The organism is Rhodococcus sp. A14, from assembly GCF_011603105.1.
Lineage (GTDB): Bacteria > Actinomycetota > Actinomycetes > Mycobacteriales > Mycobacteriaceae > Rhodococcus_F > Rhodococcus_F opacus.
In genome coordinates this window covers 15,292-30,440 of sequence record NZ_JAAOQS010000014.1, presented here as the reverse complement: position 1 = coordinate 30,440, position 15,149 = coordinate 15,292, and the positions used below count along the sequence as shown (strand labels likewise).

General features: G+C 64.0%; 13 protein-coding genes. 5 read left to right on the top strand and 8 right to left on the bottom strand.

Features of this window, described 5'->3' with window-relative positions:
* Window positions 1-34: 34 nt before the first annotated feature.
* The 3 genes from G9373_RS10565 to G9373_RS10555 are packed head-to-tail and all read right to left on the bottom strand — an operon-like array spanning window position 35 to window position 5,416.
* On the bottom strand, window positions 35-961 hold the full coding sequence (locus tag G9373_RS10565) for a hypothetical protein (protein WP_005572528.1): 927 nt from the start codon (window positions 959-961) through the stop codon (window positions 35-37).
* On the bottom strand, window positions 927-4,370 hold the full coding sequence (locus tag G9373_RS10560; protein ID WP_005572526.1) for an ATP-binding cassette domain-containing protein: 3,444 nt from the start codon (window positions 4,368-4,370) through the stop codon (window positions 927-929). Before G9373_RS10560 ends, G9373_RS10565 begins: the two co-directional genes overlap by 35 nt.
* Complete coding sequence (locus tag G9373_RS10555; RefSeq protein ID WP_005572524.1) at window positions 4,364-5,416, bottom strand: cupin domain-containing protein; 1,053 nt, start codon at window positions 5,414-5,416, stop codon at window positions 4,364-4,366. The genes G9373_RS10560 and G9373_RS10555 overlap by 7 nt, the downstream gene beginning before the upstream one ends.
* A gap of 217 nt (window positions 5,417-5,633) precedes the next feature.
* On the opposite strand from G9373_RS10555, the gene G9373_RS10550 reads away from it, so the two are divergent.
* A complete protein-coding gene (locus tag G9373_RS10550) occupies window positions 5,634-6,890 on the top strand; it encodes a hypothetical protein (protein WP_167115065.1) in 1,257 nt (418 codons plus the stop codon).
* A 65-nt stretch (window positions 6,891-6,955) separates the two neighbouring features.
* Here the strand turns inward: G9373_RS10550 and G9373_RS46340 are convergent, their stop codons facing one another.
* Window positions 6,956-7,174, bottom strand: coding sequence for a hypothetical protein (locus G9373_RS46340; RefSeq protein ID WP_005572519.1), 219 nt, complete (start codon window positions 7,172-7,174; stop codon window positions 6,956-6,958).
* A 12-nt stretch (window positions 7,175-7,186) separates the two neighbouring features.
* Between G9373_RS46340 and G9373_RS10545 the strand changes: the two genes are divergently transcribed.
* Window positions 7,187-7,888, top strand: a complete 702-nt coding sequence (locus G9373_RS10545) for a methyltransferase (protein WP_240960454.1) — start codon at window positions 7,187-7,189, stop codon at window positions 7,886-7,888.
* Window position 7,889: 1 nt separating this feature from the next.
* On the opposite strand, the gene G9373_RS10540 is transcribed toward G9373_RS10545, so the two are convergent.
* Window positions 7,890-8,768 (bottom strand): A/G-specific adenine glycosylase, encoded by an 879-nt coding sequence (locus tag G9373_RS10540; RefSeq protein ID WP_005572517.1) that lies wholly within the window; start codon window positions 8,766-8,768, stop codon window positions 7,890-7,892.
* 100 nt (window positions 8,769-8,868) lie between these two features.
* Between G9373_RS10540 and G9373_RS10535 the strand changes: the two genes are divergently transcribed.
* Window positions 8,869-9,495 carry a carbonic anhydrase gene (locus tag G9373_RS10535; RefSeq protein ID WP_005262194.1) on the top strand — a complete coding sequence of 209 codons (627 nt, stop codon included), beginning with the start codon at window positions 8,869-8,871 and terminating at the stop codon, window positions 9,493-9,495.
* A 59-nt stretch (window positions 9,496-9,554) separates the two neighbouring features.
* On the top strand, window positions 9,555-10,322 hold the full coding sequence (locus tag G9373_RS10530; protein WP_167115062.1) for a hypothetical protein: 768 nt from the start codon (window positions 9,555-9,557) through the stop codon (window positions 10,320-10,322).
* On the opposite strand, the gene G9373_RS10525 is transcribed toward G9373_RS10530, so the two are convergent.
* The 3 genes from G9373_RS10525 to G9373_RS10515 are packed head-to-tail and all read right to left on the bottom strand — an operon-like array spanning window position 10,315 to window position 14,183.
* Window positions 10,315-11,277 (bottom strand): asparaginase, encoded by a 963-nt coding sequence (locus G9373_RS10525; RefSeq protein ID WP_005572514.1) that lies wholly within the window; start codon window positions 11,275-11,277, stop codon window positions 10,315-10,317. The two genes, G9373_RS10530 and G9373_RS10525, sit on opposite strands and share 8 nt — an antisense overlap.
* 15 nt (window positions 11,278-11,292) lie before the next feature.
* Entirely contained in the window at window positions 11,293-12,738 is a 1,446-nt protein-coding gene (locus G9373_RS10520; RefSeq protein ID WP_005262200.1) for an amino acid permease, read from the bottom strand.
* Window positions 12,735-14,183: an aspartate ammonia-lyase gene (locus G9373_RS10515; protein WP_005572510.1), complete on the bottom strand. Its 1,449-nt coding sequence runs from the start codon at window positions 14,181-14,183 to the stop codon at window positions 12,735-12,737. The genes G9373_RS10520 and G9373_RS10515 overlap by 4 nt, the downstream gene beginning before the upstream one ends.
* Before the next feature lie 221 nt (window positions 14,184-14,404).
* Here G9373_RS10515 and G9373_RS10510 point away from each other — a divergent pair, with 221 nt between their 5' ends.
* Window positions 14,405-15,124: a FadR/GntR family transcriptional regulator gene (locus G9373_RS10510; RefSeq protein ID WP_005262204.1), complete on the top strand. Its 720-nt coding sequence runs from the start codon at window positions 14,405-14,407 to the stop codon at window positions 15,122-15,124.
* Window positions 15,125-15,149: the final 25 nt, after the last annotated feature.

Below are 15,149 nucleotides of genomic sequence, written 5' to 3'. Positions count from 1 at the left end.
TCTTCCATCTGCCCAGGCTATTTCGCTGATCATCTCAGTCTCCATGTCGCGATCTCGCGTAGTCCTGCATCGCCTGTGTACGCTGTGTGTTGACCGGAATCAGCCAGTTGTCCAGGTTGACAATGTGAATTGCGCCCACCCGGACCTTCGCGTCGATGGCGCCTCGGCCGAGGCAGACGTCCGCGAAACCCAGCCGATCCGCGAAATGATACATTTGGTAGTAGTCGGCGATATACAGATTCAACCCACGCGGAATTCGGTCGTGGTCCAGTCCCCGAACGAGTTTCGTAAACACGCCACGGTGATCGTCGGCGTAGCTCAGTGATCCGGCCAACGGAGTATTCGAATACTTGTCGTAGTCCAGCTTCACGAAATATTTCTCACCTTCGGACGAGCGTGCCAGCATACGCAGCACATCGCTCGTATAGAGGTTCTTGGCGTGTCCGTACTTGGCCACATTCAAGGCCTGAAGGCAGGCGAAATCGCGCAGGACCCGATTGTCTTCTGCCACGTCCGAGAGACGGTGTATCTCGGTTGTGCACGCCGCTTCGGCCTTCCTCGTGAGCCTGACGATTGATTTGTATTGGCTGGGTCCTACCGCGGTTCGCAAGGCGAGGTCCACACTTCGCGAAGACCGGAAGAATGCCGCCTTCATGAATGGAACTGCAATGACGTCGGCGCGCCGACGGCGATCGGATCTGCGAAGGGAAGGGACCAACAACCAGTCGGCGGTTGACGCCAGGCTCGACAACTCCGCCAATGTCCGATCGTCGGGCTCGTCGCACACGGGCATGTAGAAGTATCCGGGTGCGACGTACGCTCGCTCGTGATGCAGGGCGTCATTGCTGCTCACGCTGCCCTGGAGTACCGCGTTCCAGTGCGCGATGTTCCTCAGCGGAAGTTGTGGCCGTGGAACGTTGTGACTGTTACAGAACGCATCGCGTTGGGGCAGCCATTCCATGGTCTTCCTCCTTTCCATTCCAGTTCCGATCGGCTGTCGTGTGCGACTGGCCAGAATTCTCGAGGAGGCGTCGCTCGCCGTTGAAGTGGAAGACTCGGTTGGCAAGTTCGGTCAGCCCGGGATTGTGCGTGATGATGAAGAAGAGCGTGTCCGGCAAGGCAGAGATCACGGCCTGCAATATCGAGAGCTCTGCTGTTGTACTCAACTCGGAAGTCGCTTCGTCGAGAATTGCGACCGCCGGGCGATTGATCAACAGGTCGAGGAGCGCCAGCCGCTGCAGTTCCGTCTTGCTCAGATTCAACTGACCCGTGGCAGGGACGGGCTCGTCGAATCCGGACGGTAGTCGCCCGACGACGTCTGCCACGTCGAGATAGTCGACGACGCGAGCCAATTCGAGCGGTAACGGGCTGTTGAAGTGTTCGATCAATCTGCCTGGCTTGAAGATCGGACTCGACGTCAGGAGGAGGATGTCTTCGGCGTGGGAATTCGAGACGTATCCCGTCGTCCGGCCCAATGTCGAGAGGACGCCTGTTGTCGGCTGCAGACTGCCCACAACCAGCTTCGCAAATGTCGACTTACCGACCCCGCTCGGGCCCATGATGACCACGACGTCTCGGCTGGCAAAGGACTCGGAAAGCTCTTCCAGCAGCACCGCCCCGGTCTGCGGCGCGACGTACGTTACCTCCGAAAAGGATACGAGCGCTGCGTCTTCAACTGCTGAGCCGGTCCAGCGCGGCGCCGGGCCGGTCGGAGGCGTGAGGAGACGATCCGCGCTGTCGAGAACCTGTCTGAGGTCCACCAGACAACGGCCCACTCGGGCGAAAACAGCGATGAGGCTGTACGAGAGACTGAGCGCGAGAACACCGCTGAGGCCGGGTCCGCCGCCGGCCTGGACAAGCACGGTTGAACCGACGACGATCGACAGGAAGAGCACACCCATCAAATCGAGCTTGTAGTTGAACCAGCGGCGTGCGCCCGCATTGTCCATCGAAGCGAAGGCGCGATTCATCAAACTCTTGTTCAGCCAATTGACGAGGGCCGAGTTGTCGCGTGCCAAGTCGAATCTCGCTGAGCTCCAGGTAATGGCCTCGACCCGCTCCAACACGGTCGACGTCGTACCGATCTCTCTATCGTTGAAGTCCTGCAGTCGCCTTCCCGACCGCTTCGAACTGTGCCAGTAGGCGAAGCACATCCCGACAAGGGGCAGCAGGACGAAAATGTTCTTGCTCAATACGAACGCGGCGGTCGTGAGCAGCAATGTAACCGCACCCAGCGTATTCAGAAGTACTTCTGGCAGAAGTTCGTCGATACGTCGTTGATCCCAAGTCAGTTTGCTCTGATAGTCCTGATCGACCTCGTCGAAGGCCGGCCTGGAGGGCTTTGGACTCATGACGGTCGAGAAGTAATTCCGACATTTTCGGGATGCCGCCACGATGCTGCGTTTGACTATGAACAGGGAGGTGAAAATCGACAGGAGGGCCCCGGCGGACAGTGCGGCGATGAGGGTTGTCGCTGCTGTCCGCGCATTCGTGGTCGAAATGCCGCTGGCAGCCGTGTAGTCACCGACAATCGTCAGAACGTCGCGGCACGCAAACAGGACGCATGCGACAACCGCGACCTTCGCGACGCCCAGGCTCATCAGACTGCGGCGTGACGAAGTCGAGAATTCCGCTCGGTCCAGGCCCTGGGGACAGCGAGCGACCGACCGATCCTCTCGAGCGAGATGCCTTTTGCGTTCTCGAGCAGGATTCGCCGCACGTGGTGTGAGGTTTCGCATCACCTCCACGACTTCGCCTCCGGCCATTACCCATATCTCGTCTGCAGCATCTTTTTCATCGGGCTTGTCCGTTGCATATATGACCGTGGTGTCGTGCCACGGCCCGCGCAGAAGGGAGGCCAACAGCCCATTCGCCAGGTCGTCGTCCAGCCCTGCTGTGGGCTGATCCAGGTAAACGAACTTCGGTTCGGCCAATATTGCCCGTGCCAGTTCCAGCCGCTTCCCCTGCCCGCGGGACACGTTCCAGCCCCCGGTCCGGTCGCGTGACTTGCTCGAGAGGTAATCGCCGTAGAAGGTTCCGGGAAGTCGGGACAGTGTCAAGGCTCGACGGGCCTCGTCGTCGGTAAATTCGCTTCGATAGAGACACAAATTCTCGTAGAGCCCGCCAGGGAATATCCACGGTTCATCCGGTACGAAGAACGTTTTGCTGTTCACCTGGCTGCTGTGGCGTGCACCGATTTTCAGAACGGATGTCTTGCCACTGCCTGCGGCGCCGACGACGGCGATGTGCTTCGCCGTTGTTGCCGGTAGGCGCGTTGCGGTCGCATCGGTGTCCAGCGAGTGCGGACTGGATAGATACTTCGCAACGTTGGAGTGCCCGACAATGCCCTGGGACAGACTCTGAACAATGAAGGGGATATTGTTGGCGACGGATTTCAAGCCTCCGACCAGCGCCATTGTGGACAACAGGCCTGCTGGATCGACGTAACCAACGTGGGCCAGCTGGGTAAACACCGCGGCAAGCATGGCAACGATCGGAGTGAGTGTCGATATGAGGTTGATCCGCGCGATGAGACGCGCCGCTTTCAGGAGCGCGCGCTCCTCGCCATCTCGCTTCTCGGCATAGCGCCGAAATAGTTCGTCGTTCCAGTTCTTGAGCCACGCGAGCAGGCGATTGTTCAGCGAAAACAGGCCGACTTCGATGCGATCTGCCGCCGTCACCGACAGTGCAGCGTGCGCGGCATTCAATTGTTTGGCGTTCCAGTAGATCACCGCGGAACTGACGAGAATCACCGACAGTGCCGCCAGAGCGCTCAGTCCCAACGCCACGAAGAAGTACGCGGAGGTAAAGGTGATAGTTGCGAGTGCCAGAATGATGAAAATGAGTCCCGACCAAGCATTTTCGACGCGTGCTGCCTCCCGGTCCAGGAGCGTGACCAGGTCGGCCGGTTGGTCGGAAGGGGCAATGCTGCGTTTCTTGTGCAGCAGCCTTTGTTCGATGTATGTCCGGGCTCCGATGCCTACCACGTCGGCTTGCATGAAGGTGTGATTCAATGCAAGCCACGCCAAGTAGGTCAGCACGATGCAGGTGATACCAAGCGTGAGGTTCGTCGTGAGTGCTGGATCGCCGGTGACGAGGTGCTGGATCAGCGATTTCAGCGTGATCGCAGCACCAAAGGCGCATCCTGCATTGACCGCGATGGCCACGAGCCCGAGCATGATGTCACGACGAAGTCCGCCGAAGACGGATCTGCTCAGTCGCTCGCCTCGGAGCGCGTTCACGCTGTCCCGCTGCGCCGCGTCACACCACCGCTGCCATCTGGCAAGGTGCGAGGCGTTGGGCACAGGGTCGAGTCGAGTTCGGGGTTTGGGAACCTCGAACCAGACGACTTTCCTGAGGACGCTCAGCATGTGGAGTACGTGGGGACCGCCGTGTCGGCCAGGGCGAGCGACGCGATTCTGTCGCACAATTGCGTGATCATCTTCCATCCCTCGGCGAGTGCTTCGCGGAGTTCTCGAATCTCGGCCGGCGTTGCGCGATCGAGCAGATCGATCCCCATACTCACGTGCTGGCCGTCGTCTTCTCCGTGTTCTTGGAAGTGCGGAATTGCCGGAAACGCTCGCGCCGCTTCCCGGTGCCAGATTTCGCCACTACCTTCAAGCACCACATGCATCAGCAGAGTGCGCACCATGTCGCTCCGGTACAGCATTTGATGCCTGAACCACTCCATTGTCGATACGAACGTCTCATCGGTGACCGGCGCGTGCGCTGATCCCCGTTGGTTGCGCAGGTTGTCGTTATGGCCCAGTTCCTCGACCAGATGGTCGAGCGCCACCTGCTTGTGCGCCGTATCGGTAGTCATCGCGACACGCAGGTGCAGCAGGTCCTGAAACACGTCCGACCAGGTCTGCTGGCAGTCGAGCAGCCGTTCCCGAACGTGGGGGTCGTCGAACGAGGGGGCATCGATCAGCTGCAACAGGCTGCTGGTACCAAATTGCTGCAGGTACTTCTCGTTGTCCGCCAGGAGCACAGCCGCCCGATTCGGTACCTCGCCTGCAAACACCGCGTTGGGCTTCTCGGCGTCCTCGTAGAGTGCCTTGCCGTTGAACTGGATCGAGAGCGCCCAGAAACCGTCCCGGGTTCCTTCGAAGCCGTGCCAGGAGTCGCCGGGGACGAGGATCATGTCTCCGGCAGCGACCTCCTGCTCCGCACCGCCCATCGTTCGTCCGGAACCCTCGCAGATCAGGATCAGACTGGGCTCCGGGTGCTTGTGCACCGCCAGCACCTCACCGCACTCCAACCTGACCCAGCTGATCGCCAAATTGCTGGAAGCAGGAATGAATTGCGCCAACTGAGGGTGTTGGCTGAATATCTTGACGACACCCAGGTTGTGGGCGCTCGCGCCGACAACGGCTTCGTTGATCGTCTCGAGTGCGCTTCTGGCGATTATGTGCATAGATTTCTTCCTTCTGTGGGATCGACCTGCCTCGAGTTCTGTATCGCTCCCAATCCTGGGCACGTGCCTACGGGCGGAACAGGCACCCCAGGGTTGAAAACGTCACCCCCCCAGCGGAAAGGGTGTCGAGAAGTCTCCCTAGGGTGTCTATCCGCATTCGCCGCGCGTCGTCGAAGATAGCTGAACACCGCAGTACGGATGAGAGGCGAGTTTCGCATTGATTTCCGAAACACTGCTCGAAGCCGAGCAGAAATTTGTTCGTTCCGGCGTGATCGGCGTCGGAGGCACGTGCCTTCAGGCTGCTGAAGCGACGACCGATGAATTGTCTGGACGCAATATCGAGAATGCGCTCCGACAATGGGAGGCGGGACACGCGGAGTTTCCCCATGCGGCTGTCGCGGCCCATTATCAGACGGTCGGGCGTAACGGGGTCCGGCCCCACCTGGTCGCCATGCTGCAAAACTTCCATAACAACAACCGTGCGCATCATGTTCTCGGTGCCTGGCTACCGATGACGTTCGATGCTCAGGATGGCGACTATCTGTCATATGTCGGGCTCGACTATTTCGACCAGGTCGTCCGGTCCGATGACGCGCAGCGCGTGGACGCATTCGTTGCTGCCGCGGCCATGGACCTCGCGTTGCTGGAGGCGCGAGCACTCGGGAGGTCGGCACACGCCCCCCAGGTGGTCCGGACGCGTGCAGTGACACGGGTCGTGACCCAACTCGACAGGCTCGCACCCGATTTCTCGCTCGATCCTTCCGTCGCTGCGGCCGGTCTTGCGGCGCTGGCTCAGCCGGGCGCCGACTACAGTTCGTTTGCTTCACACGCCGCGCCGGCGCTGAACGGCGTCCCCGAAGAGATCGGAAGTGCAGTTCGGCTGACGTTGTTGCCGACGACGCGCCTGCACGACGAGCAGATGTTCATCCGCTGCATCCAGATCTTCGAAGGTCTGTATCGGCAAGTCGCGACAGCGATTTCGATGGCGATCCGTGACCTGCGCCACGGTCTGGCCGCAGCGGCAAAGAGTCGCCTCGACCGGGCATCGATCCGCCTCGAAGCGGTGCCTGCGCTCTTCCGGGTTCTCACGACGATGCCGGTTGACGCCTTCTCGATTATTCGCGGCTTCACCCATGGGCGGAGCGCGGTGCAGTCGCGCGCGTTTCGTGAAGTCGAGTTCGCCTGCGCTCCACTCGATCCCCGTGACTTCGAGCATATTGGGAAGATCGATGTCGGGGACACTACGTTGCAGGACGTGTATCTCTCGATGCGGAAGACGCATCCGGATGCACACGTTCTCGAGGAGGCGATGCGGCGCCTGGACCGTGCGTGGGTTGCGATGAAGCGCGGCCACTGGGGCATCACCCTGAAAGTCATCGGAACGGTACCTGGCACCGGCGGTACGGCAGGCGCGTCGTATTTGAAGAATGCTGCGATGATGTCACTCTTCCCGCGGCTGTCCGAGGTGGCGTGAACATGAGCGATGTCAACCACCGAGTGAGAAAACAGATCATGGGATACATCGTGTCCCAATCTATTTCAGCTGTCTGCGAACTGGGTGTGCCCGACCGATTGGCGGACGGTGCGTGCTTGCTCGGCGATCTCGCGGCGAGCGTGGGCGCCGACGCCGACGCACTCGGTCGATTCCTGCGGGTCCTCGTCGCGGAAGGCTTGTTTGCGGAAGTCGGTGGAGGGCGATTTGCGTTGACGGAGGCCGGTGAGCTTCTGCGGGCAGACGCTCCGGGCTCGCTTCGTCACTTGGTCGGCTTGATGTCGAACGAGGCCTACCTCGTGTGGGGGCACGCAGCGCATTCGATCCGGACGGGGAAGGAATCGTTTTCAGCGGCGTTCGGAAAGCCGTACTTCGAATGGTTGTCCGAGAATCCGTCGGCAGCCGATGAGTTCGCACGGGGCCAAGCAGGGCTGGTCGAGTTGCGTTTGCTGCCTTTGCTCGACCACGACTGGTCTGACGTGGGAACGGTCGTCGACGTCGGTGGCGGGACCGGCGCGTTGATCACCCGGTTGCTCGATCGGCACGCGCATCTACGCGGAATTTTGTTCGATCTGCCTCATGTGGTCGCGGAAGCGCCGTCGACGTTTGGTTCGGCGGGCATCGGTGAACGAACGACAGTCGTGGGCGGAAGTTTCTTCGACGACGTCCCAGGCAATGGTGACGTGTACGTGCTGTCTCAGATTCTCCACGACTGGGATGACGCGTCCGCCGGCAAGATCCTCAGCAGTTGCCGGCAAGCGATCCCGCCAGGTGGACGATTGATGATTGTCGAGCAGGTCCTGCCGGAATCGGCGACAACCCACCCCATGGCTCTGCTGGATCTCCACATGCTGGTTCTCCTGGGAGGTCGCGAGCGCACGATCACCGAATGGCGCCGACTGTTGACCGACCACGGATTCACGCTGGATTCGATCACGCAAGGTCCCCGGTCATCCGTCATCGAAGCGGTTCCGGTGTGAGCTAGCTGCCCTCGCCCGCGAGGGCGAAGAGTCCGTCGTCGGTCTGTTCGACGAGGCCGTCGATCAGCAGGGAGTGGAGGGCGCGGTCGCGTTGGCCCGGATCGCCAGGCCACACCTGGTCGAGCCGCACGCGTTCGACCGGGGCGGAGCTTTCACGGAGTACGGCCATAAGCTTGCCGCGCACCTGACGGTCGGTGCCGGCGAACTTCTGGACCTTCCGGCGCTCACCGGTGTGCGCGGGACGTCCGGCATCCACCCAGGCGCAGCTGGGCAGCGGGCAGTCAGCGCATTCGGGGGAGCGGGCGGTGCACACGGTGGCCCCCAGTTCCATGATGGCCGCGGAGAACGTGGCGGCCCGCGCCCGGGTGCGGGGGAGCAGCGCGGACACGTCGGCGAGGTCACGCGTGGTCGAGGGATTTCCCGGCTCGGCGCGTCCGTGCACGGCCCTGGCGACCACCCGCCGGACGTTCGTGTCGACGACGGGGACGCGCTGTCCGTAGGCGAAGCAGGCGACGGCCCGCGCGGTGTAGGCACCGATGCCGGGCAGGCCGAGGAGGGTGTCGACGTCGCTCGGAACCACGTCGCCGTGCTCGGCGGCCAGTACTGCGGCGCACTCGTGGAGTCGCAGCGCGCGGCGCGGGTAGCCGAGCTTGCCCCACGCGCGCAGTACGTCGGCCTGACTCGACGCGGCCATGCGGGAGGGGACGGGCCAGCGCTGCACCCATTCCTCCCAGATCGGGGCCACCCGGACGACGGGCGTCTGCTGCAGCATGATCTCGCTCATCAGGATGTGCCAGGCGGTGACGCCGTCGCGGCGCCACGGCAGATCCCGGGCCTGTACGTCGTACCAGTTGATCAGCGCGGAGGAGTCAACGGCCACTTCGTCCTCACAAGTCCCTTCGTTCACGGGGGAAACGGATTTTCCGCGGTTGTCACATTCCCGTCGCGACGGTGCGACACGCCCGGTGCACAATGGTCCCATGCCTAATTCCAACCCCGTGTCCGCGTGGAAGGCCCTGCGTCAGGGTAACGACAGATTCGTGAGCGGTACCTCGCTCCATCCCAGCCAGGGCATCGCCGATCGCGCGAAGCTCGTCGGCGGCCAGCACCCCACGGCCGTCCTGTTCGGATGCGGAGACTCCCGCGTCGCCGCCGAGATCATCTTCGACCAGGGTCTGGGCGACATGTTCGTCGTCCGCACCGCCGGTCACGTGATCGACGACGCCGTGCTCGGGTCCATCGAGTACGCAGTCGGCGTGCTGAACGTGCCGCTCATCGTCGTGCTCGGTCACGACAGCTGCGGTGCCGTCAAGGCGACGCTCGACGCCCTCGACGACGGCAACGTGCCGCCCGGGTTCATCCGCAGCATCGTGGAACGTGTCGCGCCGTCGATCCTCATGGGACGCCGTGAGGGCCTTACCACCGTCGACGAACTCGAGGGCCGCCACGTGGTGGAGACCGGGGCGCTGCTCATGCAGCGGTCGCGCATCATCGCGGAGAAGGTGGAGAGCGGCGCGTGCGCCATCGCGGGTGTCACGTACAAGCTGTCCGACGGCCGGACTCACCTGCAGGGCGCCGTCGGGGACATCGGTGAGCTCACGGACTGACCGCGACACGCCGCACCCGCTGAGCCGCTGCCGCGCGACGCCGAACTACCGTTGACGTCGTGCTGGAACCGAATGGACCGTTGCCCCCCGAGATTTACTGGCGCCGCAGGGCGCTGGCGATCGGCGGCGCCATCGTCGTGTTGCTGCTCGTGGTGTGGTTGATCAACTCGCTACGTGGTGGCGGTGACTCCGAGACGGATCCGGCGGCAGCGAGTTCCTCGTTGACCACTCCTGTGTCGATTTCCCCGACAGCCTCGGGTTCGTCCACGTCCAGCGGCAGTTCGGGCGGTTCCGGTGGTGGCGGCGGCGGCGGCGCCGCTGCCGCCGGCGGCGAGGCCTCCTCGGGCGCGTCCGGTTCGTCCGGGGCGTCGAGCAGCGGTACCTCGAGCAGCGCGGCTCCCAGCGGCCAGCCGGTCGCCGCGGGACAGTGCCCGGACCAGTCGCTGGCCATCAAGGTGGCCGCCGACAAGCCGACGTACCTGGCGGGTGAGGAGCCGAGCTTCACGACGGTCGTCACCAACATCGGCACCACACCGTGCGAACGTGATCTGGGCAGCAGCCTCCAGCAGGTGCTCGTCTACACGATCGACGGTGCCGTGCGGCTGTGGTCCAACATCGACTGCTTCCCGCAGTCCGCGGCCGACGTCCGCACCCTCGCGCCCGGCGAGCAGGCTCAGTTCACCGTGAAGTGGTCGGCCAAGACGTCCGCCCCCGACTGCCTGACGCAACCGGAACCCCAGCGTGATCCGGTGGGGCCCGGTGCGTACACCGTGGTCGGCCAGCTCGGTCAGCTCCGCAGCGCGCCGGAGCCGTTCAACCTCAGCTGATCCTCGGTGCGGGGTCGAGGCGCGAGCGCCGATCGAATTCCTTGTCGAGGTCGGTGTGCTCGGGGTCGGCGAGCAGCGCCGCGAGGAGGATGCGGGCCTGACCTGCTCTGAGGTCGGTGGAGAACAGTGCACCCGCCGAAACGAGGTCGTGCCCGCCGCCCCCACCGCCGTACGTGGCGGAGGTGGGGCCCTGCGGCACCCGGGTGGTGACCACGACCGGGATCCCGGCGGTCGCGCAGTCCCGGACCGACTCGACGATCGCCGGGTTCGCGTTCCCGGATCCGAGCCCGTCGAGCACCAGTCCCTGGGCCCCGGCGGCCCGGCACGCGTCGATCTGGACGCGGTCGGCCCCCGGATAGGCGGCGACGATGTCGACGCGGGTTCCGGAGATCGGATGCCACGGCAGCGGATCGAGACTTCGCCGCGGGGTGACACCGGCGGGGTGGACGGATCGGAACGCGGCGAGCGACGTCGTGTCGACCTTCCGCGTTCCTGCCGCCCGGTGCAGGGCGCCTCCGAACGCGATGAGGACACCCGCTCCGCGCAGAGCGGGGTCCGATCCCGCGGCGACCGCGTCGGCCAGATTGGCCTGGGCATCGGATTCCGGGTGGTCGAACGTGCGCTGCGCACCCGTGAACACCACCGGCCGCGGGTCGGCGTGGTGGAGGTCGACCAGGTACGCGGTCTCCTCCATGGTGTCGGTTCCGTGGAGCACGACCACCGCGTCGAGATCGGGATCGCGCAGTTCCGCGGTGACGGCGTCGCGGACCCGGTCCATATCGGCGAACGTCATGCTCGAACTGTCCTTCGACATCACGTCGACGACACGGAGTTCCGTCCCGGTCCACGCACTGCCCAGTAGATCCGGGCCTGCGACCACCGGTCTGCTGACACCCTGCCCGTCCCGCCTGCTGGCGATGGTGCCTCCGGTGGTGACGACGGCGACTTTCGGCACTGTTGTCCTTTCTCGCTAAACGGTCGGGCGGTCCGAGGCCAGGGTGCGGATGCGGTTCCGCGCGGCGAACCAGCCGATCACCAACAGCGGGGCGATGATCGCGATGGACCCGACGGTCCAGGTTCCCACGGGGTGATCGAACGCCATCAATATGACGACGCACGCGAGGAAGGCCAGGGTCAGGAGCCCGGTGTAGGGGGCGCCGAACATCCGGAAACCGGGCCGGGCGAGTTTCCCTTCCTTGGCGAATTTCCACAGTTTCAGCTGGCACAGCACGATCACGGCCCAGGCGCTGATGATCCCGAGCGCAGCGAGGTTCAGGACGATCTCGAACGCTTGCGCGGGAACGACGGCGTTGAGTCCGACGCCGAGCAGGATGACGAATCCGGTGAGGGCGATGCCGCCGTAGGGCACTCCTGCCTTGTTCATCCGGGCGGCGAACGAGGGCGCCGATCCGGCCATGGCCATCGAGTGCAGTATTCGGCCGGTGGAGTACAGGCCCGCGTTGAGTGAGGACAGCGCGGCCGTGAGCACCACGAGGTTCATAATCGCGTCGGCGCCCTGCACATTGATGGAGCCGAAGAACGTGACGAACGGGCTCTCGCCGGCGTGGTACTCGGTGTAGGGGAGCAGCAGCGACAGCAGCAGGACGGATCCGACGTAGAAGACGAGGATCCGGATGATGACAGTGTTGATCGCCTTGGGGATGACCTTCTGTGGGTTCTTCGTCTCGCCCGCAGTGGTTCCCACGAGTTCGATCGAGGCGTAGGCGAAGACGACGCCCTGGATCACCACGACGGCGGGCAGGATTCCGTTGGGGAAGAGTCCGCCGTTGTCGGTGATCATGCTGAAGCCCGACGAATGTCCTTCGATCGGCGTTCCGAACAGCACGAAGTAGATGCCGAAGCCGAGGAACGCGGCGAGGGCGACGACCTTGATGAGGGCGAACCAGAACTCCAGTTCACCGAACACCTTGACGGAGACGAGATTCAGGCCGAGGACCAGTACGACCGCGGCGAGGGCGAAGACCCATTGGTCGACGTTCCCGAGCGGTGCCCAGTACTTCTTGAAGAAGTTCATGTACAGCGCGACTGCGGTGACGTCGACGACGGCGGTCATCGCCCAGTTCATCCAGTACAGCCAGCCCGCGGCGAAGGCCATCTTCTCGCCGAAGAATTCCCGCGAGTACGACACGAACGACCCGGAGGTGGGTCGGTGCATCACGAGTTCGCCCAGGGCCCGCAGGATCAGGAAGGCGAAGAACCCGCAGAGAGCGTAGACGAGGACGAGTGCGGGGCCTGCTTGGTGGAGGCGTCCGCCCGCGCCCATGAACAGGCCGGTGCCGATCGCTCCGCCGATCGCAATCATCTGGATCTGTCTGGGGCCGAGCGCTTTCCGGTAGCCGAGGTCTTCCTCGACGAAGATGTCGACGCCGGAGGTGTCGTCCTTCTCGATCGTCACGAGACCACCTCCGCGGCAGCGGCGACGGGTGTCTGCCGTGGCGAACCGGACGCTCTCAAGTTGGCGAGATGCTCGGGGCTGAGGAGGCGGTCGAGTTCTTCACGGTCGAGCAGACCGGCCTCGATCACGAGGTCGGCGACCCGGCGGCCGGAGACCAGCGCTTCCTGCGCGATCCGGGTCGAGGCGGTGTAACCGATGTACGGGTTGAGCGCGGTGACGAGTCCGATGGAGTCCTCGACCCGGGCACGCAGCAGATCGGTGTTGGCCGTGATGCCGAGTACGCAGCGGTCGGCCAGGATCCGGCAGGCGGCGCCGAGGTGGCGCATCCCCTCGGACAGGGAGTGCACGATGATCGGTTCGAACGCATTGAGCTGGAGCTGGCCGGATTCGGCGGCCATCGTGATGGTGACGTCGTTGCCGATGACCTCGTAGGCCACCTGGTTGAGGACTTCCGGGATCACCGGATTGACCTTGCCGGGCATGATCGACGAACCAGCTTGTACCGGTGGGAGATTGATCTCGTTCAGGCCCGCGCGCGGTCCCGACGACAGCAGGCGGAGGTCGTTGCACACCTTCGACAACTTGACCGCGATCCGCTTGAGCACGCCCGAGAGGTGGACGAACTGACCGACGTCCTGTGTTGCCTCGACCAGGTCCGTGGCCAGGACGAGGGGGAATCCGGTGAGTTCCCGCAGCGTGTCGCACGCTGCCTCGGCGTAGCCGGCGGGTGCGTTCAGGCCCGTGCCGATCGCGGTGGCGCCGAGATTGATCTCGTGGACGAGGAGAGCGGCCTCGTCGAGGCGGGTGCGGTCCTCGTCGATCATCACGGAGTACGTGGCGAATTCCTGGCCGAGCGTCATCGGTACCGCGTCCTGGAGTTGGGTGCGCCCCATCTTCACGGTGTCGGCGAACTCGACCGCCTTCGTCGCGAAGGCCTCCTGCAGGACGCGCATCGCGTCCAGCAGGTCGTCGATCGCGAAGATCGTCGCGATGTTGACCGCGCTGGGGTAGACGTCGTTGGTCGACTGGCTGAGGTTCACGTGCTCGTTGGGGTGGAGCTCCGCGTACTCCCCGCGCCCGTGTCCGAGGATCTCGAGTGCCCGGTTGGCGATCACCTCGTTGGCGTTCATGTTGGTCGACGTCCCGGCGCCGCCCTGGATGACATCGACGACGAACTGCTCGTGCCAGCGGCCGTCGACGATCTCCCGGCACGCCTGCCCGATAGCGTCGGCCCGGCGGTGATCGAGGATCCCGAGTTTCTCGTTGGCGGTTGCCGCGGCCCATTTGACGTAGGCGAGCCCGCGAATCAGATACGGGTTGGTGGAGATCGGCCGGCCGGTAATGGGGAAGTTCTCCACGGCCCGCAGCGTGTGGATTCCCCAGTAGGAATCCGCGGGCACTTGGCGGTCGCCGAGCAGATCGTGTTCTGTTCGCGTTTCGAGCACTTGATCATTCCTCACGGGGATTCGCGCGAGCCGTTGCTCTGCACGGATGCGGCGGATGGAGTCTGCTGCTCGAAGAGGGTAGATTTCTCGGTCGAGCCACCCGGCTATCCACCTGCCAGGCTGTCAGACAGGTGCAATTGTTACCGCGCTCACTCGCAGGCGTCAACCCCCGGCAGTGCCTCGTATTGACGTTGTCGCCGGTGCGTGAGCAGAATATCCACATGAACCTGTCAGACAGCTGGGCAGCCAGGCGCCCGGTCACGGCGCGGGTCAGCGCCGCGGAGGCGGTCCTCGCGGACCTTCGTGCCGCGATCACGTCGGGTGAGCTGACGGTCGGCGAACGACTTCCCTCCGAAGCGTCCCTCGCCGCGCGGCACGGGGTCAGCCGGTCGGTGATCCGGGAGGCCCTGCGGTCCTGCCATGCGCTCGGGCTCACGGAGACGAAGTCGGGCCTCGGAACGTTCGTCGTCAGCGATTCGATCGCTCGCGACCTCGACTTCGGGAACTACGCGGCCAACGAGCTCGTGGAGGCGCGTCCGCACGTGGAGATTCCCGCCGCCGGATGGGCGGCGCAGCGGCACACCGCCGAAGACCTGGCCGCCCTGCGCGGCCTCGTGGACCAGATGCGGGACGAGGACGATCCCCTCGTGTGGGTGTCCCTGGATGCGCAGTTCCACGCGTTCATCGCCAGGACGAGCCGCAACCGCGTGTTCGAATCCGTGATCGTCGATATTCGCGAGGCCCTCACCCGGCAGTCCGAGACGCTGAATCTCGTTGCGGGGCGGCAGCAGAAGTCGAACGACGAGCACGACCGGATCGTGGAGGGCATCGCCTCCAAGAGTTACGACAAGGCCGCCCGCGCCATGGCCGAACACCTGGATGCCGTCCGGATCGCACTGGAAACCGTGGTCGGAGAAGCCGGCCCGGACCACCGACAGTAAGGACGAGAACCATTCTCACAACGAC